Source organism: Leisingera sp. JC1 (assembly GCF_001679925.1).
In the GTDB taxonomy this organism is placed as follows: domain Bacteria; phylum Pseudomonadota; class Alphaproteobacteria; order Rhodobacterales; family Rhodobacteraceae; genus Leisingera.
Genome location: NZ_LYUZ01000013.1, coordinates 67033 through 88208, shown reverse-complemented (window position 1 = coordinate 88208; position 21176 = coordinate 67033). Strand labels below are relative to the sequence as shown.

The window sequence follows — 21176 nt, the reverse complement described above, 5'->3', positions numbered from 1 at the left end:
GTTGCGGCCGGCAAAATGCCTTTGTGCGGGTGCAGGATCTACAGCAGTTCTTTTGTAAATCTTCGAAGCCCTGGTATGTCCTGAGAAGCTGACAGGGTTATCAGCCTTATCGGCCAGCTCAGCTCTGATGTCAGAGCTGCAGCTGAGACATCAACACCTTTGGCCGCGGCCAATATGCTCTTGTCGACAATGGCCCGGCCGGCCCCCTGCGCGACCATTCCTGCAACGGCCGTTTGCGTTCGGCCTACTGCGCGGATCTGAAATGCCACTCCTTCCCGATCGAACATGTTTTCGACCGCACGGCGGAAAGGGCTGAGCGGGGGCAGCATGATTTGTGGCTTCTCTGCAAGTTCCGCAGCAGAAATTGTCTGGTTTCCGGCCTGCGGATCCCCCGGGGGCAGAATAGCGACAGGATGAATGTCGGCCAGCCTGGTGCAGGTCAGATTGGGATCTCCGGGATCAGATGATACAACTGCACAATCGGCGCGGCCTTCGCGCAGCGCGGCCAGTCCGGCGCGTTCATTCAAAACATCCACGTCTATCCGCAAGGCGGGATACTCCGTCATGAGCTTTCCGGCGGCAACAGCAACCCGTGTGTCGGCCACGGCGGGCACCGTTGCGACGCGAAGGTGGCCGCCCGTGCCAGAAGCAATCTGCGAGGCGGTTTCACGGATTCTCTCCAGACCCTGATAGTGCTTCTGTACGGCCTGCTGCAGGCTGTGCGCGGCTGCCGTAGGTTCGAATTTGCGCCCTGACCGGTCAAACAGCGTCACGCCCATTTCGGTTTCAAGTTCGGCCACAACCCTGCTGATCGCGGGTTGCGAAATGTGCAGCGCGTTCGCAGCCTTGCGGGTGGAACGATGGCGGTAGGCTTCTTGGAAAAGCTCGATCTGGCGGGCTGTGATACGCATTTGGATTGATAACATTTGGGTATCAAAAAATCCAATAAGATGATTTTTATTCCCGAATGGACGGCATTAAGTTTCGGGCTGCGACCTGCAAAAGGAAACTGCTGTGCCCGGTGAACTCGCTCTCTTGCTGCTTGCCATCACTGCTGGCGCCGGGCTCCAGGCGGGCGTCGGGATCGGCTTCAGCATCGTGGTTGCTCCAGTGATGATGGTCCTGCTGGGGACCGCCACGGCTGTTCCGGTGCTGCTTATGCTGAACACGGTGGTCTCGGCTCTGGCGACCGACCGACAGGCTTGGCTGCGGGACAAATCCCTGGTCCGGAATGCCGTGTCCGGATGCCTCGCAGGGATCGTTTTGGGGCTGCTGATCTATCCCTTATTGTCAGAGCGGGCGGTCCTGTCGCTAACTGCTGTGCTGCTCCTGATCGGTGTCGCTTCGTCGCTGATTCCGCGAAGGAACACTGTCGGCCGACATGGGTTCCGGACAATTTCAGGCCTGTCGGGGCTGGCAACAGTCTGGGCTGCGACACCCGGGCCGTTGATGGTTCTCGGCCTGCTGGCCACCGGACGGAGCGCCGGGGAAGCGCGCAAGCTGGTGCAGCCTGTGGCGCTGGTTGCTTATGGATCGGCCTTCACACTGCATTACCTGTCGGACTGGGCAGCTTTCGCCCGCGCTCCCTGGCTTTGGCAGTTCACGGCAGCGACCGTTCTCGGCAGCCTGCTGGGCCGCCTGACCTGCCCGTATCTGCCGCAAGCCGCGATCTCGCTCGCAATCCGGGTGGTTTCCATTTTCGCCTGTGCCGCCCTGTTCCGGCGCGCCTATCTGATCGGATGACAAGACATGACAGACCCGATGAACATTGATGCAAAGCTTGCGGAGTTCCCGCGTGCCAGGCTGATGTACGGTGCAACGCCGGTTGAGCGGCTTGAGCGCTTGTCGGACCGCCTTGGGATCGACCTGTGGATCAAGCGGGATGACCTCACAAGCCTCAGCTTTGGCGGCAACAAGACCCGCCAGCTGGAGTTCTATTTCGGTGAAGCGCAGCAGCAGGGGGCAGATACCATTCTAATCACCGGTGCCGTGCAATCGAACTATGTCCGCTCTGCATCCGCTGCGGCTGCAAAGCTGGGCATGCAATCGGTGCTGCAGCTGGAGGAGCGCGTGCCAGGCATGGGCGAGCATTACTACCGGTCTGGCAATGTTCTGCTGGCGCAGCTGCTGGGCGCTGAGCATATGAGCTACCCCTTGGGAAAGGATGAAGCCGGAGCCGACAATGCGCTGCATGAACGGGCCGAGCAGCTGCGGGCGGAAGGGCGCAAGCCCTATGTGATCCATCTGGGAATTGATCACCCGCCGCTTGGTGCGCTCGGGTATGTGCCTGGCGGGGCAGAGCTGAATGAACAGATCGGAGATTTCGATGCGGCCGTGGTTCCGTCGGGCAGCGGTTCGACGCATGGCGGTTTCCTGACCGGCCTGCGGCTGTCAGGGCAAACCGCGCCGGTCTATGGCATTTGCGTGCGCCGCGATCGGAACCAGCAGCACGCACGGATGCAGAAGGTGCTCAGCAAGCTGGCGGATCTGATGCAGTTCGATCCGGCGCTGGTTATGAACAGCATCAACGTCTGGGATGGCGCGCTGGCGCCCGGCTACGGACGCGTCGGCAGCGGCACCCGGGATGCCCTGACCCTGATGGCCCGCAGCGAGGGCATCTTCCTGGACCCGGTCTACACCGCCAAAACCTTTGCCGGGCTTCTGGGCCTGCTCAAGGAGGGGGTGATCCGCAAGGGGCAAAAGGTCGTCATGCTGCACACCGGCGGTCAGCCTGCTCTGTTTGGCTATCAGGAGGAGCTGCAGCCAGATTGATACGGCAGGAACCTTGGATTTGAGGTTGAGTGAAGCGAGCTACGGCGATCATCAGAGAGCGGTGGCTTGTTTTGGCAGTTTGCGCCGAAAACAGGACACGGATCAGCAAGTCGGCAACGTCCCGCCGCATCCTGTATAGGCTTCGGATCCGGCAGCGGGGCTATTTCCGGGATTCGGGGGAGGGTTTGCCAAGCTCGTCCCCGATCTCGAATGGGCAGTACAGGATATGCACCAGGATAGCGACACTGTGGTTGTCCGCCGCCACGCCACCGGCGCGCCCGCAGGCCTCCTGTTCGGAGTTGACGGCGAGGGCCGCGGAATTGATATCCTGACGATTGACATTCACAAGCTTGAGGACGGTGTGATCGCGCAGTCCTATCACGTCGAGGATTGGGCTGGCGCGTTACGGCAGCCTTCCGGCAAGTAAGTTCTGCATGCGCGCTGCAGCAGGGGCGCTTGAGGCAGCGCCTCGCTGCCTGGTCAGCAACCGTGCCTAAGTCATGTGAGCTGTGACATTGCGATTTCAGCTTTTGGCGGTAGTGAAGCGAAATCAATGGATCCTGACGCTGAAGTCGCTGGATATCCCAGCCCCAAAAAGTTTCCAGAACATTGTTTCTTGGCGTGAACACAGGCGGCAGATTTTCAGTGTTTGAAAACGCCTAGAAAGCATTTCCAATGCAAGGCATGTGGCGCAATGCACAGGACTGCCGTTCCGCCGAGGTCACCGCTAGTTCCCTTTCCGCAGCCGCTTGAGCTGGACGGTTCCACCTCGCGAAACTGCTTGCATCAGCACAAGCAGGTGTGTCCGGTTCAGCAACCCTAGCATGCTCCTCGGCCGCTTTTAACTGCCGCAGTCCACAGGCTGGAGCGGGGCAGGAGCCGCCGGATCACTGCAGGGGCTGGCCGTTGCGGCTGAAGGTCAGGCTTTCGGTGCTCAGGTCGTCATAGGTCACTTCGACCGCGATTTGCTCAATCGAGCCGAGCGGATAGCTGCGGTAGGGCAGGCCGTCCTCTTCTTTGATCATGTTGGGAAAGCCTTCCTCCAGATGGCAGTCCGGAAGCGGCCAGATTTCCGGCGTCTGGCCATTCACCCCCAGCTTGACCTGCACCAGGCCGCAGCGCCAGGACCACAGGTGGGTCACATACAGCAGGTCCTGGCCGTCGAATTCGCGGACATGGATCCAGTTGGCCTGGGTCGCGGCCAGGATCGGTTTGACCTCCAGTGCGGTGGTGAAGCGGCCGGTGGCCTCCTGCGGTTCTGCGGCCAAGGCGGTTTGCACGGCGGCGGGTGCTGGCGCGGCAGCCGCGGTTTCCGGTGAGCCGCCGTCCGTCCCGGGCTGCGCGGAGGCGGCAACAATGGCCAGGATCACATCAAACATCGTCTCTCTCCAAATACGGAGCCTTTTGCGTCACAAGGCGTCCCGAAATTCCAATGGCCGGTTGCGTGGCAGTTTGCCGGCTTATAGCTAGCTTAGCAGGCAAGTCTCTTTGCGGCCTTAACGCGCAGTCCTAACCGCCCGGCAGGGGCGGAAAACGGGGAAAACAATGGCAAATGCCCCCTTCAATGTGATGATCGTCGGCCAGGCGGGCCGGCTGCAGTATGAGGCGCTGCTGTTTGCAGCCTCGCTGCGCCGCTGCTCGCCGGGGTTTGCCGGGCGCCTGTTCGTTGCGGTGCCGCAGCCGGGGCCGCTGTGGGACAAGGATCCCGGCATCCGCAACTCGGATGTCCTGCAGGCCCTTGCGGATCTGGATGCGGAGATCCTGCTATTTGAAAGCAAGGTGTTCGGAACCGCCTATCCCTATGGCAATAAGATCGAGGCGCTGCTGGCGCTGCCCGAGGGGGAGCCGTTTGTGTTCTTCGACACTGACACGCTGATCATTGGTGAGCTGGCCGAGGTGCCGTTTGACTTCTCCCGCCCCTCGGCGTCGCTGCGGGTCGAGGGCACCTGGCCCAAGCCGACGCTCTACGGGCCGGGATACGCGGGCATCTGGCAGTCGCTTTATGGCCGTTTCAGTCTCGACTTCCAGTCCAGCCTCGACCTCAGCCAGCCGGATGAATACTGGAAGCGCTACCTCTATTTCAACGCGGGCTTCTTCTACGGTGCCTGCCCGCAGGCATTCGGCAAGCGGTTCCTGGAATATGCGCAGTCAGTCAGGAACGATCCCCCGCCGGAGCTGGTGGGGCAAAGCCTGGATCCCTGGCTGGATCAGGTCGTGCTGCCGCTGGTGATCCATTCCTTTGGCGGCGGGCGCGATGCGCTGCCCGCAGGCTATCTAGACGGTGAAACCAGCTGCCATTACCGGCTGTTCCCGCTGCTCTACGCGCGCGAAAGCGACCGCGTGGTAGAGGTGCTGCACGAAGTGGCCGCGCCGAACCGGATCAAGAAGGTGCTGAAGGGCTACGAGCCGATCAAGCGCATGGTCTACCAGGGCCGCGGCGAGAAGGTGCGGGCGCTGTTTGACCGCGAAAACCTGCCCCGGCGCGAGCAGGCGATCCGCAACCGGATCAAATCCGAAGGCTTCTGGATGCGCTGAGGCGGGTCAGCCCTGAAGCGCCCGTTCGATGCTGCGGGCAAACTGCAGCAGCCGCGCATCAGATCCTTTCGGCCCGGTGATATGCAGCCCAACTGGCATCCCGTCAGCGGATTGCCCAAAGGGGATCGAGACCGAGGGCAGCTCCATCGGCGGCGTCAGCGTCACCGTGCGCCAATCCTCGGTGATCTCCCCGTCGCGCAGGTCTGCGGAGAACGGCATCCCCGTCGCCGTGGGCCAGAGGGCAAAGTCGTAACGCTCGAAGAAGGCGCAAACATCTGCCCAGACCTTGGCGCGGGTTGTCTGATAAGCGATCAGCTCCGCCAGGCTGCGCCCCTCGGCCTGGGCGCAGGCGGTGCGGTAGCTTTCGCCTGCCAGCGCCATGTCCGGCTTCAGCGCAGCACGGAGCTGCAGCGCGCATTGGCCCCGGATGATGTCCTGATGCACCATCAGCGGCTCCAGCGGCGGCGTGTCTTCTGCGACCTGCCAGCCCAGCTCGCGGCACAGCGCATCCACCGGGGCAATCGCCGCCTGCACCGAGGGCTCGACGCTTGCCCCGAACGGCGACAGAGACAGAGTCACCCGGCCAGCGCCGCGGGCAGGGGCCTCTTCCTGCTCCGCCAGCCGCGGCAGCGTCTGCCAGAACCCCAGCGGCTGGCTTGTGCAATTGCCCTGCATAACCTCCAGCATCAGCACCAGATCCCGCACAGTCCGCGCCATCGGTCCTGGCACTGACAGCCCGTCAAAGGGAGACGGGTTCGGGCCATAGGGGATCAGGCCGGAGGAGGGGCGCATCCCCACTACACCGCACCAGGCCGCTGGCGTTCGGGTGCTGCCGCCCAGGTCGGAGCCGTCCGCCAGCGCTGCCATGCCTGCCGCCAGCGCTGCCGCCGCTCCGCCTGAACTTCCCGCAACCGATTTAGTGGGGTCCAGCGGGTTGCGGGTGGTGCCTGCCACCAGATTGGTTGTCTGGCCGGACAGGGTGAACTCTGGCGTATTGGTTTTGCCCGTGATCACCGCACCAGCTTCGCGCAGCCGCGCCACATGCAGCGTGTCGTAGTCCGGCACAAGCGTTTCAAAGCTCTTCGATCCCCAGGTGGTGCGCAGGCCCTTGGTTTCAAAGCAATCCTTAATGGCAACCGGCAGTCCGTGCAGCGGGCCGGCAAATTCCCCGCGTGCGGCCATCGCATCCAGCTCCGCCGCCCGCACCTCTGCCGCCTCCCAGTCCAGAGTGATGAATGCGTTGACCGTGGGTTCCTGCACTTTGGTCTGCGCCTGGTGGGCCGCCAGCACCTCGCTGGCGCTCAGCTCCCGCGCACGCAGTTTGCCTGCCATCTCCTCGGCGGTAAGCGCTGTGATATCGGTCATTTTGGCAGGTCTCCCGGTCGAGGCGGCGGCGTTGCTGCCGTGACCCTAAGGAGCCTGAACGCTTCGCTCCGTCCTGAAACCGGCCTGAAAGCGGCCTGCCTGCGACCTTGCGCCGTTCAGCGGCGCAGCCAGCGGTGGACGGCGTGCTTGGCTTGGCCGCAGGCGCCGTCCAGATCAGCACCCAACGCCATGTGACAGGCGATTGCGGTGGCAAGGCTGCATCCTGTCCCGCGTTTCGACACAGGCAGCCGCTGCGCCGTGTACCGCCTGACTGACCCTTGCGGCGTGAACAACAGGTCGGTGCTTTCAGATCCAGTACCATGCCCGCCCTTGACCAGCACCGCCTGCATGCCTTGGGCCAGCAGGGCCGCCGCTTGTGCTTCCAGCGGGCCGTCAATACCGGCGAGCACTTCCAGTTCCGCCAGGTTCGGCGTGATCAGCGCCGCGCGGCGCAGCAAGGTGCCAAACCCGCCTGCGTCCATCAGCGTGCCGCCGGAACTGGCTTTCAGAACCGGGTCCAGCACAATGGGCAGCCCGGCTGGCAGGGCATGGTCCACAGCCTCTGCCGCCTCAGCGGAGCCCAGCATGCCGATCTTCACAGCAGCCGGCGCCGGGGCTGTTGCCAGGGCCGCGCGGATCTGATCCGCCACAGCTTCGGGCGGGCAGGGGTGAACACCCAGAACCGCGGCATCGGTCTGCACGGTGACGGCTGTCACCACCGGGCGGACAGTCACACCCAGATCTGCGGCCATGGCTGTGTCCCGCGTCAGCCCCGCGCCGCCGCTGCTGTCGGTGCCGCCAATGGCAAGGATCACCGTCATGCGCTGTTCCCGGCGGCGAGCAGGGCGAGGTTGCGATACCCGGCTTGCCGCAGATCCTGTGCCGCACCCCAGGCCCGCAGCCCGCTGCGGCAGCACAGCACGACCCGCTTGTCACGCGGCAACCCGGCGGCCGGAAGATCCGCGCGGGCGACCCGCAAGGCCTGTGGCACCGCCGGCTGCGGTGCCTCTGCCGCGTCCCGCAGTTCAATCACCGTGTCCTGGGGCGTGATGTGACTGGCGGCTATGAAGGGCAGGGCATCTTCCGGTTCCTCGGCTTCGTCAAAACGGAAAGTGCTCACCTGGAGCTCTCCGAGGCGGAAAACAAACAGTTGCCCCAGCGGTGAGGGCTGATGCCACAGCAGCACTTTCAGCGCCAGTTGCGCCTGCAGGGCGCCGATCAGGCCCACCACCGGCCCCATCACACCGGCGGTTGCGCAGGTCGCGGCCTGCGCCGGCAGGTCCGGAAACACCGCCCGCAGCGATGGCGCACCGCCGCAGAAGCCCCCGGCATAGCCCGATTGCCCCAATGCGGAGGCTGAAATCAGCACCTTGCCTTGCCTGAGGCACTCGTCAGAGAGGATATAGGACACCGCAAAACTGTCCGCCGCATCCACCACCAGATCAGCTGCTGCCACCGTCTGCACCGCATTGGCCGCATCAAGGCGTGCAGCCTGCGCTGTCACCTGTAGACCTGGGTTGGCGGCCAGCAAGTGCTGCCGTGCCGCCTCTGCCTTGGGCAAGCCGATGTCCGCCATGGAGTAGAGCACTTGCCGGTGCAGGTTGCTCTCCTCCACCACGTCGCCATCCATGATGGTGAGCCGCCCGACACCCGCACCGCCCAGGTATAGCAGCACCGGACAGCCCAGCCCCCCGGCACCAACCACCAGCACATGGGCGCGGGCCAGCCGCGACTGACCCTCCGCACCCACCTCCGGCAGGATCATCTGGCGCGCATAGCGGCTCATGCGTCCTCCCGGATCCGGCAGGCCTGCACCCATTCGCGGGTCCGGGCCTCGGGGTCGTCTGCCAGCTGGATGTCTGTCACCACCGCCGCGCTGTCGGCACCCGCGGCGAACMCCCCCGGCAGCCGCTCCGGCGTCAGCCCGCCGATGGCCACCAGCGGGGTCTCTCCCGCCATCTGCTTCCAGCGCGTCACCCGCTCCAGCCCCTGCGGCCCCCACTTCATCTTCTTCAGAAGCGTCGGATAAACCGGCCCCAGCGCCACATATGCGGGCCCAAGGGACAGGGCGCGGTCCAGCTCCGTCTCGTCATGGGTCGACAGGCCGAAGCGGACTCCCTTGCGGCGCAGCGCGGCAAAGTCGGCGGTGTCCATGTCCTCTTGTCCCAGGTGCACAAAGCCGCAGTTCAGATCCAGCGCCGCCTGCCAATAGTCATTGACCACCAGCTGGGCATCATGCACCGCGCAGAAATCCCGCGCCCGGGCAATCTGACGGCGCACTTCAGCCTCCGGCTGGTCCTTGATCCGCAGCTGCACCAGCTTGACCCCATGCGGCACCAGCAACTCCAGCCGTCCCACATGGCCTGTGATCAGATAAAACCGTTCCATCAAGCAAACTCCGCCATTCCCAGAACCGGGGTTGAGGGCACCGCCATGTCGCGCCGCTCCATCGGGTCGGCAGTAAAGCCCGCGCGGCCAGCCTCAACAGCCAGCGCCATGGCGCGCGCCATGCCTGCCGGGTCGCCGGCCTTGGCCACGGCAGTGTTCAGCAGCACCGCATCCATCCCCAGCTCCATCGCCTGGGCGGCATCCGATGGCCGCCCGATCCCGGCATCAACAACCAGCGGCACATCCGGGAAATGCGCCCGCATCGCGCGCAAGGCATCCGGGTTGCGCAGCCCCTGGCCGGAGCCGATCGGTGCGCCCCAGGGCATCAGCACCTCGCAGCCCGCTTCCAGGAGCTTTTCGCCCACCACCAGATCGTCGGTGGTGTAGGGAAAAACCTGGAACCCTTCGCTGCTCAGCATCCGCGCAGCCTCCACCAGCCCGAACACATCCGGCTGCAGGGTGTCGGAATGGCCGATCACCTCCAGCTTGATCCACGGCGTATCAAACAGCTCCCGTGCCATACGGGCAGTTGTCACCGCCTCCTGCACCGAATGGCAGCCCGCGGTGTTCGGCAGGATGCGGCAGCCGGTCTTCTGCAGGTCCTGCCAAAAGGCGGTGCCGGATCCATCGGCGGTCTCCCGGCGCAGGGACACGGTGATGATCTCCGTGCCGCTGGCCTTCACCGCCTCCGTCAGCACCGCAGGCGACGGGTATTGCGCCGTGCCCAGCAGCAGCCGTGAGGTGATCTCTGTTCCGTAAAGCTGCATCTCAGCCTCCCTGCATCGGGGCCAGCACTTCCAGCTGGTCGCCCTCCGCCAGTTGCACCTCTGCCCGCTGGCCGCGGGCCACAAATGTGCCATTCAGCGCGGTCGCGACCGAGGAACCGGCAAAGCCGAGTTCCCGCAGGGCAGATTGCAGGTCACTTGCCGAAATCTCATGCGGTTTGGCGTTCACGATGATCTTCATCTGATGTCTCCGGTAACAGGTGGTCCGCGGCCTGCTGCGCCATCGCGGGCGCCAGCAGGAAGCCGTGGCGGTACAACCCGTTGAGGTAAAGCGTGCCGTCCTGCTCGGTCAGCCGCGGCAGGTTGTCTGGGAAGGCGGGGCGCAGGCCCGCGCCGGTTTCCACCACGCTGGCCTCGGCAAACCCCGGGTGCAGGGCAAAGGCCGCGCTCAAAAGTTCACTTAAGGAGCGCAGCGTGATGGCACGGTCAGAGCTGCTCTCGATCATGGTGCCGCCGATCATGAAGTGCCCCTCTCCGCGGGGCACCAGGTACAGCGGCATCCGCGGGTGCAGCAGGCGCAGGGTGCGGGTGATCTCCACCTCCGGGCAGTGCAGGATGGCCATTTCGCCGCGCACCGGGCGCAAACCGGGCAGCGGTGCCGCCATGCCGGTGCAATCCAGCGTGACGCGGGCCGGCGCTGGGGAGCCGTAACGGATTTCCACCCCCAGCTCCTGCACCTTGGCGCTCAGATCGCGCAGGGCGCGGCGCGGGTCCAGATGCGCCTCCTGCTCAAAGAAAAGTCCTTGCGCAAACCGTCCCGCCAGTGCCGGCTCCAGCGCGCCGATCTCTGCCCCGTCCACGCTGCGGTAGCCCGAAGTGCGGCGGGCGAAACGGGTCAGCTCCGCCCGGTCGCGGGCAGGCGCTACCACCAGTGTGCCGCGCCTGTGGACCGGGGTGATCTTGGCCCACCAGTCCGAGGCGCGGCTGCCGAGGTTGACAACCTCCTCCTCAGCGCTTTCGCGTTCGCACCAGGGCGCCAGCATGCCGCCCGCAAAGCGCGCGACGCTGCTGTCTCCGGGAGTTTCGCCCCGCTCATAGACGGTGACCGCCGACCCGCGCTGCGCCAGTTCATAGGCGCAGGCGAGGCCGGCCAGACCCGCGCCTGCGATGGTGATCATTCCGCCGGTTCCGCTGCTTCAGCGGCAGGCACATACAGCTCGCCGCCCTCGCGGAACTTGGCGGCCATCGCCTCCATGCCCTCTTTCTGCGCCTCGGAGCGGATGTCGTGGCTGATCCGCATGGAGCAGAACTTCGGCCCGCACATGGAGCAGAAATGCGCGACCTTGTGCGCCTGTTTCGGCAGGGTCTGATCGTGGAATTCACGCGCGGTGTCCGGGTCCAGCGACAGGTTGAACTGATCTTCCCAGCGGAACTCGAACCGCGCGCGGCTCAGCGCATCGTCGCGGCGCTGGGCGCCCGGCAGACCCTTGGCGAGGTCGGCAGCATGGGCGGCGATCTTGTAGGTGATCACACCGGTCTTCACGTCGTCCCGGTCGGGCAGGCCCAGGTGCTCCTTCGGCGTCACGTAGCACAGCATCGCGCAGCCGAACCAGCCGATCATCGCCGCCCCGATGCCGCTGGTGATGTGGTCATAACCCGGCGCGATATCCGTGGTCAGCGGCCCCAGCGTGTAGAACGGCGCCTCGTGGCAGCACTCCAGCTGCTTATCCATGTTCTCCTTGATCTTGTGCATGGCGACATGGCCCGGCCCCTCGATCATCACCTGGCAGTCCTTGGCCCAGGCGATCTTGGTCAGCTCGCCCAGGGTTTCCAGCTCGGCAAACTGCGCCTCGTCATTGGCATCGGCGATGGAGCCGGGGCGCAGGCCATCGCCCAGAGAGAAGCTCACGTCATATTGGCGGCAGATATCGCAGATTTCCTCGAAATGCTCATAGAGGAAGCTCTCCTTGTGGTGATGCAGGCACCACTTGGCCATGATCGAGCCGCCGCGCGAGACAATTCCCGTCACCCGGTTCACCGTCATCGGCACCATGTGCAACCGCACGCCGGCATGAATGGTGAAATAGTCGACGCCTTGCTCAGCCTGCTCGATCAGCGTGTCGCGGAACACTTCCCAGGTCTGGTCCTCGGCGATGCCGTTCACCTTCTCCAGCGCCTGGTAGATCGGCACGGTGCCGATCGGGACAGGGGAGTTGCGCACAATCCATTCACGGGTGTTGTGGATGTTGCGGCCCGTTGACAGGTCCATCACGGTGTCGGCGCCCCAGCGGATAGCCCAGACCAGCTTGTCCACCTCTTCCTCCATCGAGGAGGTGACGGCCGAGGTGCCCATATTGGCGTTGATCTTCACCTTGAAATTGCGGCCGATGATCATCGGCTCGATTTCCGGGTGGTTGATGTTGGCGGGGATGATGGCGCGGCCTGCGGCGATCTCCTGGCGCACGAATTCCGGTGTGACGTAGTCTGGGATATTGGCGCCGAAATCATTGCCGTCGCGCTTGGTGTGGCACGGCGACAGCTCGCGCAGCTGGTTTTCGCGGATCGCCACGAACTCCATCTCCGGAGTAATGATGCCGGCACGCGCATAGGCCAGCTGGGTCGGCGCCTTGCCGTCCTTACCGCGCAAGGGGGCGGGTTTCACTGGAAACTCCGGCGTCAGCCGGTCGCCCTCGACAAACCCGTTGTCCTCCGGCTTCACGTCGCGGCCCTGGTAGCTCTCGACGTCGCCGCGGGCCTCGATCCACTGGCGGCGCAGCTGCGGCAGGCCCTGGCGGATATCGGTCAGCACATCGGGGTCGGTGTAAGGGCCGGAGCTGTCATAGACCGGCAGCGGCGCCTCGCCTGCGGTGGGGTGGGTAGAGATCTCGCGCATCGGCACGCGGATGTCCTGGTGGACTTCGCCGCTGACGTAGATCTTTTGCGATGCGGGCAATGCGCCCGTGGTGATTTTCGGGTTGGGGACGTTCATCTGGTGTTCCTCCGGGCCTTCGGTTCAAAAACACCAATTGAGCCGGGACGGAGGAAAACGGGCAGGGGGGTGTACAGCCGGTGTACGGCCGGTGCACGCATGCTGCCTGTCCGAAACACGGGTTGCCGCCGGGGCGCCGCGCCATGTTTCTTGCTTCCTACGCCAGTATCAACTGGGTCAGGTTCAAAGGGTCGCGCCGCCGGTCCGGGATACCCCGCACCATGACGCCTCTCAGTCCCTTGGGCGGGACTCCCCTGCGTGCCTATAGGGCTAGGGGAGGTGCGGGGTTTGCGTCAACCGGAATCTTTGTAGATTATTTTTTGGCATTAATATCAGTTCGGTGTTGGCCTTATAGGTAGATATTTGAGGCAAATCGCTGCAGCGCAGCTTTGATGCTTGATCGGTGCTCTCAAAATTATCTATAAAACCGGAAACGCCATCCGCGCATGGCCAACAGGTATAGAGAACAGGAGACAGCATGCTGGACGCTGCACCCATCCGCACCGACTGGACCCGCGAGGAAGCGGAAGCGATTTATAACAAGCCTTTCATGGACTTGCTGTTTCAGGCCCACACCGTGCACCGGCAGTACTTCGACCCCAACCAGGTGCAGAAATCCAAGCTCCTCAGCATCAAGACCGGCGGCTGCGCCGAGGATTGCGCGTATTGCTCGCAGTCAGCCCGCAACGGCGCGCAGCTCTCGGCCTCCAAGCTGATCGAGGTGCAACGGGTGATCGCGGAGGCCAAGAAAGCCAAAGAAGGCGGCGCGACCCGCTACTGCATGGGCGCCGCCTGGCGCTCGCCCAAGGACCGCGACATGGCGGCGCTGGAGGCGATGGTGCAGGGGGTCAAGGACCTGGGCATGGAAACCTGCATGACCCTGGGCATGCTGGACGAGGAACAGGTGTTCCGCCTGCGCGATGCCGGTCTCGACTACTATAACCACAACATCGACACCTCGGAGCGCTACTACTCCGAAATCATCACCACCCGCACCTTTGCCGACCGTATCGACACCCTGAACCGGGTGCGCGAAGCGGGCATCAAGGTGTGCTCCGGCGGCATCGTCGGCATGGGGGAGCAGCAGCTCGACCGCATCGACATGATGCTGGCGCTGGCGACGCTGGAGGTGCATCCGGATTCGGTGCCCGTGAACATGCTGATCCCGATCGCCGACACGCCGCTGGCCAATGTCGAGAAGCTGGACCCGATCGAATTCGTCCGTTCCGTGGCGCTGGCCCGCATCCTGATGCCGAAATCGCATGTGCGCCTGTCTGCGGGCCGCACCGACATGTCCGACGAGATGCAGGCGATGTGCTTCTTTGCCGGGGCCAACTCGATCTTTGTGGGCGACACGCTGCTGACCGCGGACAACCCCGAAGAGGATAAGGACCAGCAGCTGTTCGACCGTCTGGGCATCACCGCCATGGCTGCGGGCTGCGACGGCAGCCGCTGATGGCGGGCGCCTTCCCGAGGCATGAGAAATCGCTGGAAGCGCTGCGCACGCGCGGACGCTACCGTCAGCTGATGCCGCGGGACGGGCATGACTTTGCCTCCAACGACTATATCGGGCTGGCGGGCAGCGATGTGCTGCGCGCCGCCGCCGCAGACGCGCTGGCGCGCGGGGTGCCGGTGGGGGCGGGCGGCTCGCGCCTCTTGCGCGGCAATGACGCGGAACACCAGCGTCTGGAAGCTGAGGCGGCTGAATTCTTCGGCACCGAGGCCGCGTTGTTCATGGGCGGCGGTTTCAACGCCAATCAGGCGATCTTCTCCGCCCTGCCGCAGCAGGGCGATCTGGTGCTCTATGACGCGCTGATCCATGCCAGCACCCATGACGGGATGCGGCTGGGCCGGGCAGAGACCCGCAGCTTTGCACACAGCGATTCGGAGGACGCGGCACGGGTGCTGAAGGACTGGCGCTCGTCAGGCGGCGCAGGCCAGGTCTGGATCGCGGTTGAGGCGGTCTATTCGATGGATGGAGACCTCGCCCCGCTGGAGGCACTGATGGCGCTGGCGGATGCAGAGGGCGCGGTTCTGGTTGTGGATGAGGCGCATTCCTCGGGCGTATTCGGCGATCTGGGCCGCGGGCTGGCACACGGCATCGCCCACCGCCCGAACGTCCTGTCCCTGCACACCTGCGGCAAGGCGCTGGGCGCCTCTGGCGCTTTGATCTGCGGTCAGCGGGTGCTGATCGAGACGCTGATCAACAAGGCGCGCGGCTTCATCTTTGCCACCGCGCCGTCGCCCTTGAATGCGGCTTTGGTGCGGGCAGCCCTGCAGGAACTTCAACAGAACCCGGGCCGCCGTGAGCAAGCCTGGCAAGGGATCATCCATGCCCAAGGCGAGGCCAAGCGCCTTTGCGGGCTGGAAGGTTATCAAAGCCAGATCCTGCCGGTGGTGATCGGCGACGACAAGCGCACCATGGCGCTGGCCGCTGCAATGCAGACCCGCGGTTATGACATCCGCGGCATCCGCCCGCCGACAGTGCCGCGCGGCACCTCACGGCTGCGGCTGTCGATCACGTTGAATACCGGGTCAAAAGTCATCACCCAGATGTTCGAAGACCTCGCCCGGGAAATGGAGAGTGCAGCATGAGCGCGCTGATCGTGACCGGAACCGATACCGGCATCGGCAAGACTATTTTCTCGGCCGGCCTGGTGCAGGCGCTGGGCGCAACCTACTGGAAGCCGGTGCAATCGGGGCTGGAGGAGGAGACCGACAGCCAGATCGTTTCCCGCCTGTCGGGCCGCCCGGCGCTGCCGGAGGGGTACCTGCTGCAGCTTCCCGCCTCGCCGCATCTGTCGGCAGAGGCCGAGGGTGTGGAGATCGACCCGCACGCGCTGCCGCTGCCTGAGGTCGAAGGCGTGCTGGTGGCTGAAGGCGCAGGCGGGCTGATGGTGCCGCTGAACCGCAAGGTGCTGTATCTCGACCTGTTCGCCCGCTGGGGTGCGCCGGTGATCCTGTGTGCACGGACGCAGCTGGGGACGATAAACCATACGCTCCTTTCGCTGAAGGCGCTACGCGATGCGGGCTGTGAGGTTGTCGGCGTAGCATTCATCGGTGACGCGGAACCGGCGGTGGAGGAAACCATCTGCCAGTTCGGCCAAGTGGCGCATCTGGGGCGCTTGCCGGTACTGGGCGAGCTGACCTCTGACGCTTTGGCGGTAGCGTTTCAAGCGAGCATCCGGGTGGGCTTGATCAAGGAGGCCTTGGCATGAGCGCCGCAGACCTCACCCAACTGGAATTCGACCAGCAGCACCTTTGGCATCCTTACACCAATGTCGCCAAGCCCGGCCCGACTTTTGTGGTGAAGGAAAGCGAAGGCATGTACATCACCCTGGACGACGGCACCCGGCTGATCGACGCCATGTCGTCCTGGTGGTGCATGATGCACGGCCACAAGAACCCGGCGATCACCCAGGCAATCCACGACCAGCTCGACACCCTGCCGCATGTGATGTTCGGCGGGCTGACCCATGACCCGGCCATCGACCTGGGCCGCAAGCTCTTGGAGGTCACCCCCGAAAGCCTCACCCGCATCTTCTACTGCGATTCGGGGTCCGTCTCGGTCGAGGTGGCAATGAAGATGGCGGTGCAATACCAGCACGCCATCGGCCAGGCGGAGCGCCAGGAGTTCGCCACCATCCGCTCCGGCTATCACGGCGACACCTGGAAGGCGATGAGCGTCTGCGACCCGGACACCGGCATGCACCACCTGTTCCAGGGCGCGCTGAGCGTGCAGCACTTCGTCTCCCGCCCGCCGGTCCGCATCCACGAGGAGTGGATCGACGACCCGTCGCAGAACGGCCTGGATGAGCTGCGCGCCGTGCTGGAAGCCAACGCCGAGAGGATCGCCGCCTTCATTCTGGAGCCCGTGGTGCAAGGCACCGGCGGTATGTATTTCTACCACCCGGAATATCTCAATCAGGCCCGTGCCATGTGCAACGAGCTGGGCATCCTCCTGATTTTCGACGAGATCGCCACCGGCTTTGGCCGCACGGGCGAACTGTTTGCCACCAGCTTTTGCACGGTGGAGCCGGATATCATCTGCCTCGGCAAGGGGCTGACCGGCGGTCATATCTCATTTGCCTGCACCATGACCAATGACCGTGTGGCAGAGGGCATCGGCGGCGGCAATCCGGGCCTGTTCATGCACGGTCCCACCTATATGGGCAACCCGCTGGCCTGTGCGGCCGCGAAGGCCTCGCTGGACCTGCTCACGGGCCAGGATTGGCGCGGCACGGTGGCTTCAATTGGCGAACAGATGGAGGCCGAGCTTGCCCCGGCGCGCGACCTGCCCAACGTGGCGGATGTTAGGGTGCTGGGTGCCATTGGCGTTATCGAGATGAAGCACCGGGTCTCGGCGGATGAGGCCCACGCGCGGGCGCATGAGATGGGCGTGTTCCTGCGCCCCTTCGGCACCAACATCTACACCATGCCGCCCTTCATCACCTCACCGGATCAGCTGAGCGAAATCACCGCAGGCATGCTGCGGCTGGCGCGGGAGCTGTAAGCCATGGAGTTCCGCTGGCTCAAACAGAACCAGGCAGCCGAGGCCATTGTGGTCTTCGGCGGCTGGGCTGTGGGGCCGGAGGTGTTCTGGCACCTGGACGGTGAACAGGACATCCTGTTTGCCAATGATTATTCCGATCTGGAAGCCGACCTGCCTGACCTGTCCGGCTATGAAACAGTTAGCCTGCTGGCCTGGTCGTTTGGTGTGGCCTCATATGCCCATTGGCAGCAGGGGCGTCCGGATCCGTTCAGCCGCAAGGCGGCAGTGAACGGCAGCCTGCAGCCGGTGAACCGCGGCGCGGGTATTCCGCCCGCCGTGTTCCGCCGCACCGTGGAAACCCTGAGCCTGGACAGCTACCAGCAGTTCTTGGGCCGTGTCTTCGGCACCCCGCAGGAAGCTGAGGCACTGGATGTTGAGGCCCGGCGTGCCGAGTTGCTGGCGGTGGAGCGCCGGGGGGATGCGCCGCAGATGCGGTTCAGCCGGGTCTGGATCAGCTCCGGCGACAAGATCTTTCCGCCCGCCAACCTGGCCCGCGCCTGGGCCGGGCAGAATGTGTCGCATCTGGACGCGCCGCATGCACCGTTCGACCGGTTTGTGAAATGGGAGGATCTGTTCTGATGAAGGATATGCAGTCCCCGCACCTGGATCAGTTCCGCGTGCAGCAAAGTTTCCGCCGCGGGCTTGAGAGCTATCATGGCGCGGCTTCGGTGCAGGCAGGAACAGCCGGAAATCTAGCCCGGATGCTGCAGGATCAGTGCGCACAGCGGCACTTTGGCAGCGTTTTGGAATTCGGTTGCGGTACAGGACATTTGACCCGGAATCTGCTGCAGCGTTTCAGTGCCGACAGTCTGATCCTGAATGATCTTGTGCCGGAGGCCGCGCAGGTGATGCAGACGCTGGAAAGGGCGGCCGAGGCTAAGACCCGCTTCAGAAGCGGTCCGGTCGAAAGCCTGCCGTTGCCGCAGGATCTGGACCTGATCGCCTCTGCCTCAACCGTGCAGTGGATACCCGACCCGCGGGCCCTGATGGCCCGGCTGGCAATGCATCTGAAGCCGGGCGGCTGGCTGGCGCTGTCGGGCTTCGGCCGCAACCAGTTCCGGGAGCTGGCAGCGTTGGGGTCAGCAGCCGCGGCACCCAGTTACCTGGATGCGGAGGAATGGCCGTCGGTTTTGCCGGATGATTTGGAGATCCAGGCAATTGAGCAGCGAACGGTCGTGCTGGAATTTGATACAGCGCTTGATGTGCTCAAGCACCTGCGTCAAACCGGAGTGAACGGTAATGCCCAGCAGGGTTGGAGCCGCCGGCAGCTGCGGTCGTTCGAGGATGCTTACCGCGCGCAGTTCGAGCAGGGCGGCAAGCTGCCGCTGACCTACGATCCGGTGCTGCTGGTGGCGCGGCGCACTGGCTGATTCCAGCGCGCCCTTGAGGCAAGTTTTAGGCGTTTTTCTATCTGAAGGCGCACCGGTTCCTGCGTGCCGTTAATCTTTGTCAACTCCCGCCTGATATGCCTGATCCCGGAGCTGCGCTGAGGCGCGGCGTGTGGGACGACTGGCAGTACGGGAGTTACGCCAATGAAATTCAATGTGATTGCCGCGGTGTTTGCGGCGCTGGCGGTTTCGGGAGCCGCCGAAGCAGCTGACATGGGGGACGTGGGAACCCCGATCCGGCTGTCGCTGAACAACTGGACCGGCCAGCACCTGTCGACTTACATTGCTGGCGGCATTCTGGAAGAGGCTGGATATACGGTCGAATATGTCGAGGCGGACCAGAGCAACCTGTATGGTGAAATTGCTACTGGCGATGTGCACGCGATGGTGGAGGTCTGGACCAGCAGCGACCCTGCTGAGTACTTCGACCTAGTGGATGCGGGGCAGCTGGAGAATCTTGGCGATATGGGGCTGGACGCGCGCAATGGCGTGGTCTTCCCGCCTTACGTTGCGCAGATGTGCCCTGGATTGCCGAATTGGGAGGCGCTGCGCGACTGCGCTGGCATCTTCTCAGAAGATGGCAAGGGCAAGCGCGGCATCTACCTGGCCTACCCGGAATCCTGGGGCTCGCCCGGAGCCGACCGGATCCGGGCGCTGGAACTGCCCTTCGACGTGGTCGCGGCCGAGTCCGAGGCGGCAATGATTGAGGCGTTTCAGGCGGCCTACAGGGAGAAGCGTCCGGTGATCTCCACCTTTTGGGCACCGCATTGGGCGATGTCCTCATATGCGCTGCAGTTTGTGCGCCTGCCCAAGCCGGAGCCCGCCTGTTACACCGATCCGTCCTGGGGGCCGAACCCCAAGGCCACTGGCGACTGCGACTTCTACCGCGGCGGCGTGGTCAAGGCGAGCTGGCCAGAGCTGAAGGACCGCTGGCCGGCCGCATACGAGATCCTGAAGAACTACCAGCTGAGTATCTGGGATCAGCAGCCGCTGATTGGCCTCGTGGATGTCCGCGGCGAGACCCCGCAAGGCGCAGCGCGCGGGTGGATGGCGGTGAACCGCGCCAAGTGGATGCCCATTGTCGAGGAGGCTACGGGAAAGGGCCGCTCCTGAGCCGCTCATATTTCTCTTCTCGCTTCAGCAGCGCGCCTGTAAAACAGGGGCGCTGTTTTTGCTTTCGGAAGCGGCCTGCGGCCGGTTTGCCCGCTCTTTAGGTTCGGCTCTGGCGGGCAAGGATGATTCCAGAACTTGTCTATTTGCACAAAAACTTGAACCGGCAATCAAAATATTTCACGATTTGCGTCGCATTTGCTCGACAAGCGGTCGTAATATGTTCCAATACTTGCATTATCCCCGGCCACACTAATAGCACCGGCTCCTGCAAGTAAGAAGACGAACTGCCAAAAGGCTTGGCAGGAGCCATGAACCGCCGGGTTCCAATGACGCGCCAAGCCGGACAACCGGCGGCGCAAAAACAATGACAGGGAGTATTGAGATGAACTTCAAGGGATATGCACTGGCGCTGGGCGCTGCAACGATGACGGTTGCCGCGGGCATCGCCTCTGCGGCAGAGCTGGGCGACACCAGCAAGCCGATCAAGCTGGCGGTGAACGAATGGACCGGCCAGCATGTGACGACCCATATCGCAGGCGAAATGCTCAAGGCTGCGGGCTATGACGTGGAATACGTCTCTGCCGGCATGATGAACCAGTTTCAGGCGATTGCCGATGGCGACATCCACGCGACGCTGGAAATCTGGTCCTCCAACGTGTCCGACGAATACGCCAAGAAGGTCGAGGAGGGCACCGTTGTCGAGCTGGGCGACCTGGAGCTGAACGCGCGTGAGGGCATCGCCTATCCGGCGCATGTGGCCGAGATCTGCCCCGGCCTGCCGGCCTGGGAGGCGCTGAAGGACTGCGCCGCGCAATTCGCCACTGCCGAAACCCTGCCCGAAGGCCGCCTGGTTGATTATCCGGCCGACTGGGGCACCCCGGGTGCGGACCGCATGACTGGCCTGGCGCTGCCGTTCAAGGCCGTGCCTGCGGGCTCCGAGGCGGCGCTGATTGTTGAGCTGCGCGCAGCCACCGAGCGCAAGACGCCGCTGCTGATCACCTTCTGGCAGCCGCATTGGGCGATGTCGGCCTATGACGTCAAATTCGTCGATCTGCCGCCGGGCGAGGATGCCTGCTTCTCCGATCCCGCCTGGGGCCCGAACCCCGATGCGGTGAACGACTGCGACTTCTCTCCCTCGCGCATCTTCAAGGCCGCATGGTCCGGCACCGAGGAAACCTGGCCTGCGGCGTTTGAAATCCTTTCGAACTACACCCTGGCCGTGGAAGACCAGCAGCCGATGATGGGCGCGGTCGACGTGGACGGCGGCAAGGTTGAAGAGGTGGTTGCCGAGTGGATGGCCGCCAATGAGGACAAGTGGCGCCCGGTTGTCGACGCCGCCATTAACTGAG

General features: G+C 64.1%; 21 protein-coding genes, 1 pseudogene and 1 riboswitch. Of the genes and pseudogenes, 12 read left to right on the top strand and 10 right to left on the bottom strand.

Annotation, left to right across the window (positions count from 1 at the left end):
- Positions 1-38 precede the first annotated feature (38 nt).
- Complete coding sequence (locus A9D60_RS03405) at positions 39-911, bottom strand: LysR family transcriptional regulator (protein WP_065266310.1); 873 nt, start codon at positions 909-911, stop codon at positions 39-41.
- Positions 912-1035: 124 nt separating this feature from the next.
- On the opposite strand from A9D60_RS03405, the gene A9D60_RS03400 reads away from it, so the two are divergent.
- The 3 genes and pseudogenes from A9D60_RS03400 to A9D60_RS03390 all read left to right on the top strand — a co-directional run.
- On the top strand, positions 1036-1743 hold the full coding sequence (locus tag A9D60_RS03400; RefSeq protein ID WP_065266309.1) for a TSUP family transporter: 708 nt from the start codon (positions 1036-1038) through the stop codon (positions 1741-1743).
- A gap of 6 nt (positions 1744-1749) precedes the next feature.
- On the top strand, positions 1750-2772 hold the full coding sequence (locus tag A9D60_RS03395; RefSeq protein ID WP_254656619.1) for a D-cysteine desulfhydrase family protein: 1023 nt from the start codon (positions 1750-1752) through the stop codon (positions 2770-2772).
- A gap of 196 nt (positions 2773-2968) precedes the next feature.
- Positions 2969-3199: pseudogene (locus A9D60_RS03390) on the top strand (ester cyclase); the annotation flags it as partial.
- Positions 3200-3659: 460 nt separating this feature from the next.
- On the opposite strand, the gene A9D60_RS03385 reads toward A9D60_RS03390, so the two are convergent.
- On the bottom strand, positions 3660-4151 hold the full coding sequence (locus A9D60_RS03385) for a hypothetical protein (protein WP_065266308.1): 492 nt from the start codon (positions 4149-4151) through the stop codon (positions 3660-3662).
- A gap of 166 nt (positions 4152-4317) precedes the next feature.
- On the opposite strand from A9D60_RS03385, the gene A9D60_RS03380 reads away from it, so the two are divergent.
- Positions 4318-5307: a hypothetical protein gene (locus tag A9D60_RS03380; protein WP_065266307.1), complete on the top strand. Its 990-nt coding sequence runs from the start codon at positions 4318-4320 to the stop codon at positions 5305-5307.
- 6 nt (positions 5308-5313) lie between these two features.
- On the opposite strand, the gene A9D60_RS03375 is transcribed toward A9D60_RS03380, so the two are convergent.
- From A9D60_RS03375 to thiC, 8 genes are all read right to left on the bottom strand, one after another.
- Entirely contained in the window at positions 5314-6672 is a 1359-nt protein-coding gene (locus A9D60_RS03375) for an amidase (RefSeq protein ID WP_065266306.1), read from the bottom strand.
- A 116-nt stretch (positions 6673-6788) separates the two neighbouring features.
- Entirely contained in the window at positions 6789-7493 is a 705-nt protein-coding gene (gene thiD / locus A9D60_RS03370; RefSeq protein ID WP_065266305.1) for a bifunctional hydroxymethylpyrimidine kinase/phosphomethylpyrimidine kinase, read from the bottom strand.
- Positions 7490-8458, bottom strand: coding sequence for a HesA/MoeB/ThiF family protein (locus A9D60_RS03365; RefSeq protein ID WP_065266304.1), 969 nt, complete (start codon positions 8456-8458; stop codon positions 7490-7492). Before A9D60_RS03365 ends, thiD begins: the two co-directional genes overlap by 4 nt.
- A complete protein-coding gene (locus A9D60_RS03360) occupies positions 8455-9060 on the bottom strand; it encodes a thiamine phosphate synthase (RefSeq protein ID WP_065266303.1) in 606 nt (201 codons plus the stop codon). Before A9D60_RS03360 ends, A9D60_RS03365 begins: the two co-directional genes overlap by 4 nt.
- Positions 9060-9827, bottom strand: a complete 768-nt coding sequence (locus tag A9D60_RS03355; protein ID WP_065266302.1) for a thiazole synthase — start codon at positions 9825-9827, stop codon at positions 9060-9062. The genes A9D60_RS03360 and A9D60_RS03355 overlap by 1 nt, the downstream gene beginning before the upstream one ends.
- A 1-nt stretch (position 9828) precedes the next feature.
- Positions 9829-10026, bottom strand: a complete 198-nt coding sequence (gene thiS / locus A9D60_RS03350; RefSeq protein WP_065266301.1) for a sulfur carrier protein ThiS — start codon at positions 10024-10026, stop codon at positions 9829-9831.
- Positions 9995-10963, bottom strand: a complete 969-nt coding sequence (locus A9D60_RS03345; RefSeq protein WP_065266300.1) for an FAD-dependent oxidoreductase — start codon at positions 10961-10963, stop codon at positions 9995-9997. Before A9D60_RS03345 ends, thiS begins: the two co-directional genes overlap by 32 nt.
- Positions 10960-12774 (bottom strand): phosphomethylpyrimidine synthase ThiC, encoded by a 1815-nt coding sequence (gene thiC, locus A9D60_RS03340; protein ID WP_065266299.1) that lies wholly within the window; start codon positions 12772-12774, stop codon positions 10960-10962. The genes A9D60_RS03345 and thiC overlap by 4 nt, the downstream gene beginning before the upstream one ends.
- A gap of 137 nt (positions 12775-12911) precedes the next feature.
- Positions 12912-13040: riboswitch (TPP riboswitch) on the bottom strand.
- Between the two features lie 212 nt (positions 13041-13252).
- Between thiC and bioB the strand changes: the two genes are divergently transcribed.
- The 8 genes from bioB to A9D60_RS03300 all read left to right on the top strand — a co-directional run bounded on the left by bioB (position 13253) and on the right by A9D60_RS03300 (position 21175).
- Complete coding sequence (gene bioB, locus A9D60_RS03335; RefSeq protein WP_008556688.1) at positions 13253-14230, top strand: biotin synthase BioB; 978 nt, start codon at positions 13253-13255, stop codon at positions 14228-14230.
- On the top strand, positions 14230-15369 hold the full coding sequence (locus A9D60_RS03330) for an 8-amino-7-oxononanoate synthase (protein WP_065266298.1): 1140 nt from the start codon (positions 14230-14232) through the stop codon (positions 15367-15369). The genes bioB and A9D60_RS03330 overlap by 1 nt, the downstream gene beginning before the upstream one ends.
- Entirely contained in the window at positions 15366-15992 is a 627-nt protein-coding gene (gene bioD / locus A9D60_RS03325; protein ID WP_065266297.1) for a dethiobiotin synthase, read from the top strand. Before A9D60_RS03330 ends, bioD begins: the two co-directional genes overlap by 4 nt.
- Positions 15989-17287: an adenosylmethionine--8-amino-7-oxononanoate transaminase gene (bioA, locus tag A9D60_RS03320; protein WP_065266296.1), complete on the top strand. Its 1299-nt coding sequence runs from the start codon at positions 15989-15991 to the stop codon at positions 17285-17287. The genes bioD and bioA overlap by 4 nt, the downstream gene beginning before the upstream one ends.
- Positions 17288-17290: 3 nt before the next feature.
- Positions 17291-17905: a pimeloyl-ACP methyl esterase BioG family protein gene (locus A9D60_RS03315; RefSeq protein WP_065266295.1), complete on the top strand. Its 615-nt coding sequence runs from the start codon at positions 17291-17293 to the stop codon at positions 17903-17905.
- On the top strand, positions 17905-18696 hold the full coding sequence (bioC, locus tag A9D60_RS03310) for a malonyl-ACP O-methyltransferase BioC (RefSeq protein WP_065266294.1): 792 nt from the start codon (positions 17905-17907) through the stop codon (positions 18694-18696). Before A9D60_RS03315 ends, bioC begins: the two co-directional genes overlap by 1 nt.
- A 162-nt stretch (positions 18697-18858) precedes the next feature.
- A complete protein-coding gene (locus A9D60_RS03305) occupies positions 18859-19827 on the top strand; it encodes an ABC transporter substrate-binding protein (RefSeq protein ID WP_065266293.1) in 969 nt (322 codons plus the stop codon).
- Positions 19828-20209: 382 nt separating this feature from the next.
- Positions 20210-21175: an ABC transporter substrate-binding protein gene (locus A9D60_RS03300; protein ID WP_065266292.1), complete on the top strand. Its 966-nt coding sequence runs from the start codon at positions 20210-20212 to the stop codon at positions 21173-21175.
- The last annotated feature ends 1 nt before the right edge of the window (position 21176 follow it).

Coding starts and splice junctions, on each gene's coding strand:
- A9D60_RS03405 (WP_065266310.1), bottom strand. CDS start 911: ATGCGTATCACAGCCCGCCAGATCGAGCTTTTCCAAGAAGCCTACCGC.
- A9D60_RS03395 (WP_254656619.1), top strand. CDS start 1,750: ATGACAGACCCGATGAACATTGATGCAAAGCTTGCGGAGTTCCCGCGT.
- A9D60_RS03385 (WP_065266308.1), bottom strand. CDS start 4,151: ATGTTTGATGTGATCCTGGCCATTGTTGCCGCCTCCGCGCAGCCCGGG.
- A9D60_RS03380 (WP_065266307.1), top strand. CDS start 4,318: ATGGCAAATGCCCCCTTCAATGTGATGATCGTCGGCCAGGCGGGCCGG.
- A9D60_RS03375 (WP_065266306.1), bottom strand. CDS start 6,672: ATGACCGATATCACAGCGCTTACCGCCGAGGAGATGGCAGGCAAACTG.
- thiD (WP_065266305.1), bottom strand. CDS start 7,493: ATGACGGTGATCCTTGCCATTGGCGGCACCGACAGCAGCGGCGGCGCG.
- A9D60_RS03365 (WP_065266304.1), bottom strand. CDS start 8,458: ATGAGCCGCTATGCGCGCCAGATGATCCTGCCGGAGGTGGGTGCGGAG.
- A9D60_RS03355 (WP_065266302.1), bottom strand. CDS start 9,827: ATGCAGCTTTACGGAACAGAGATCACCTCACGGCTGCTGCTGGGCACG.
- thiS (WP_065266301.1), bottom strand. CDS start 10,026: ATGAAGATCATCGTGAACGCCAAACCGCATGAGATTTCGGCAAGTGAC.
- A9D60_RS03345 (WP_065266300.1), bottom strand. CDS start 10,963: ATGATCACCATCGCAGGCGCGGGTCTGGCCGGCCTCGCCTGCGCCTAT.
- thiC (WP_065266299.1), bottom strand. CDS start 12,774: ATGAACGTCCCCAACCCGAAAATCACCACGGGCGCATTGCCCGCATCG.
- bioB (WP_008556688.1), top strand. CDS start 13,253: ATGCTGGACGCTGCACCCATCCGCACCGACTGGACCCGCGAGGAAGCG.
- A9D60_RS03330 (WP_065266298.1), top strand. CDS start 14,230: ATGGCGGGCGCCTTCCCGAGGCATGAGAAATCGCTGGAAGCGCTGCGC.
- bioD (WP_065266297.1), top strand. CDS start 15,366: ATGAGCGCGCTGATCGTGACCGGAACCGATACCGGCATCGGCAAGACT.
- bioA (WP_065266296.1), top strand. CDS start 15,989: ATGAGCGCCGCAGACCTCACCCAACTGGAATTCGACCAGCAGCACCTT.
- A9D60_RS03315 (WP_065266295.1), top strand. CDS start 17,291: ATGGAGTTCCGCTGGCTCAAACAGAACCAGGCAGCCGAGGCCATTGTG.
- bioC (WP_065266294.1), top strand. CDS start 17,905: ATGAAGGATATGCAGTCCCCGCACCTGGATCAGTTCCGCGTGCAGCAA.
- A9D60_RS03305 (WP_065266293.1), top strand. CDS start 18,859: ATGAAATTCAATGTGATTGCCGCGGTGTTTGCGGCGCTGGCGGTTTCG.
- A9D60_RS03300 (WP_065266292.1), top strand. CDS start 20,210: ATGAACTTCAAGGGATATGCACTGGCGCTGGGCGCTGCAACGATGACG.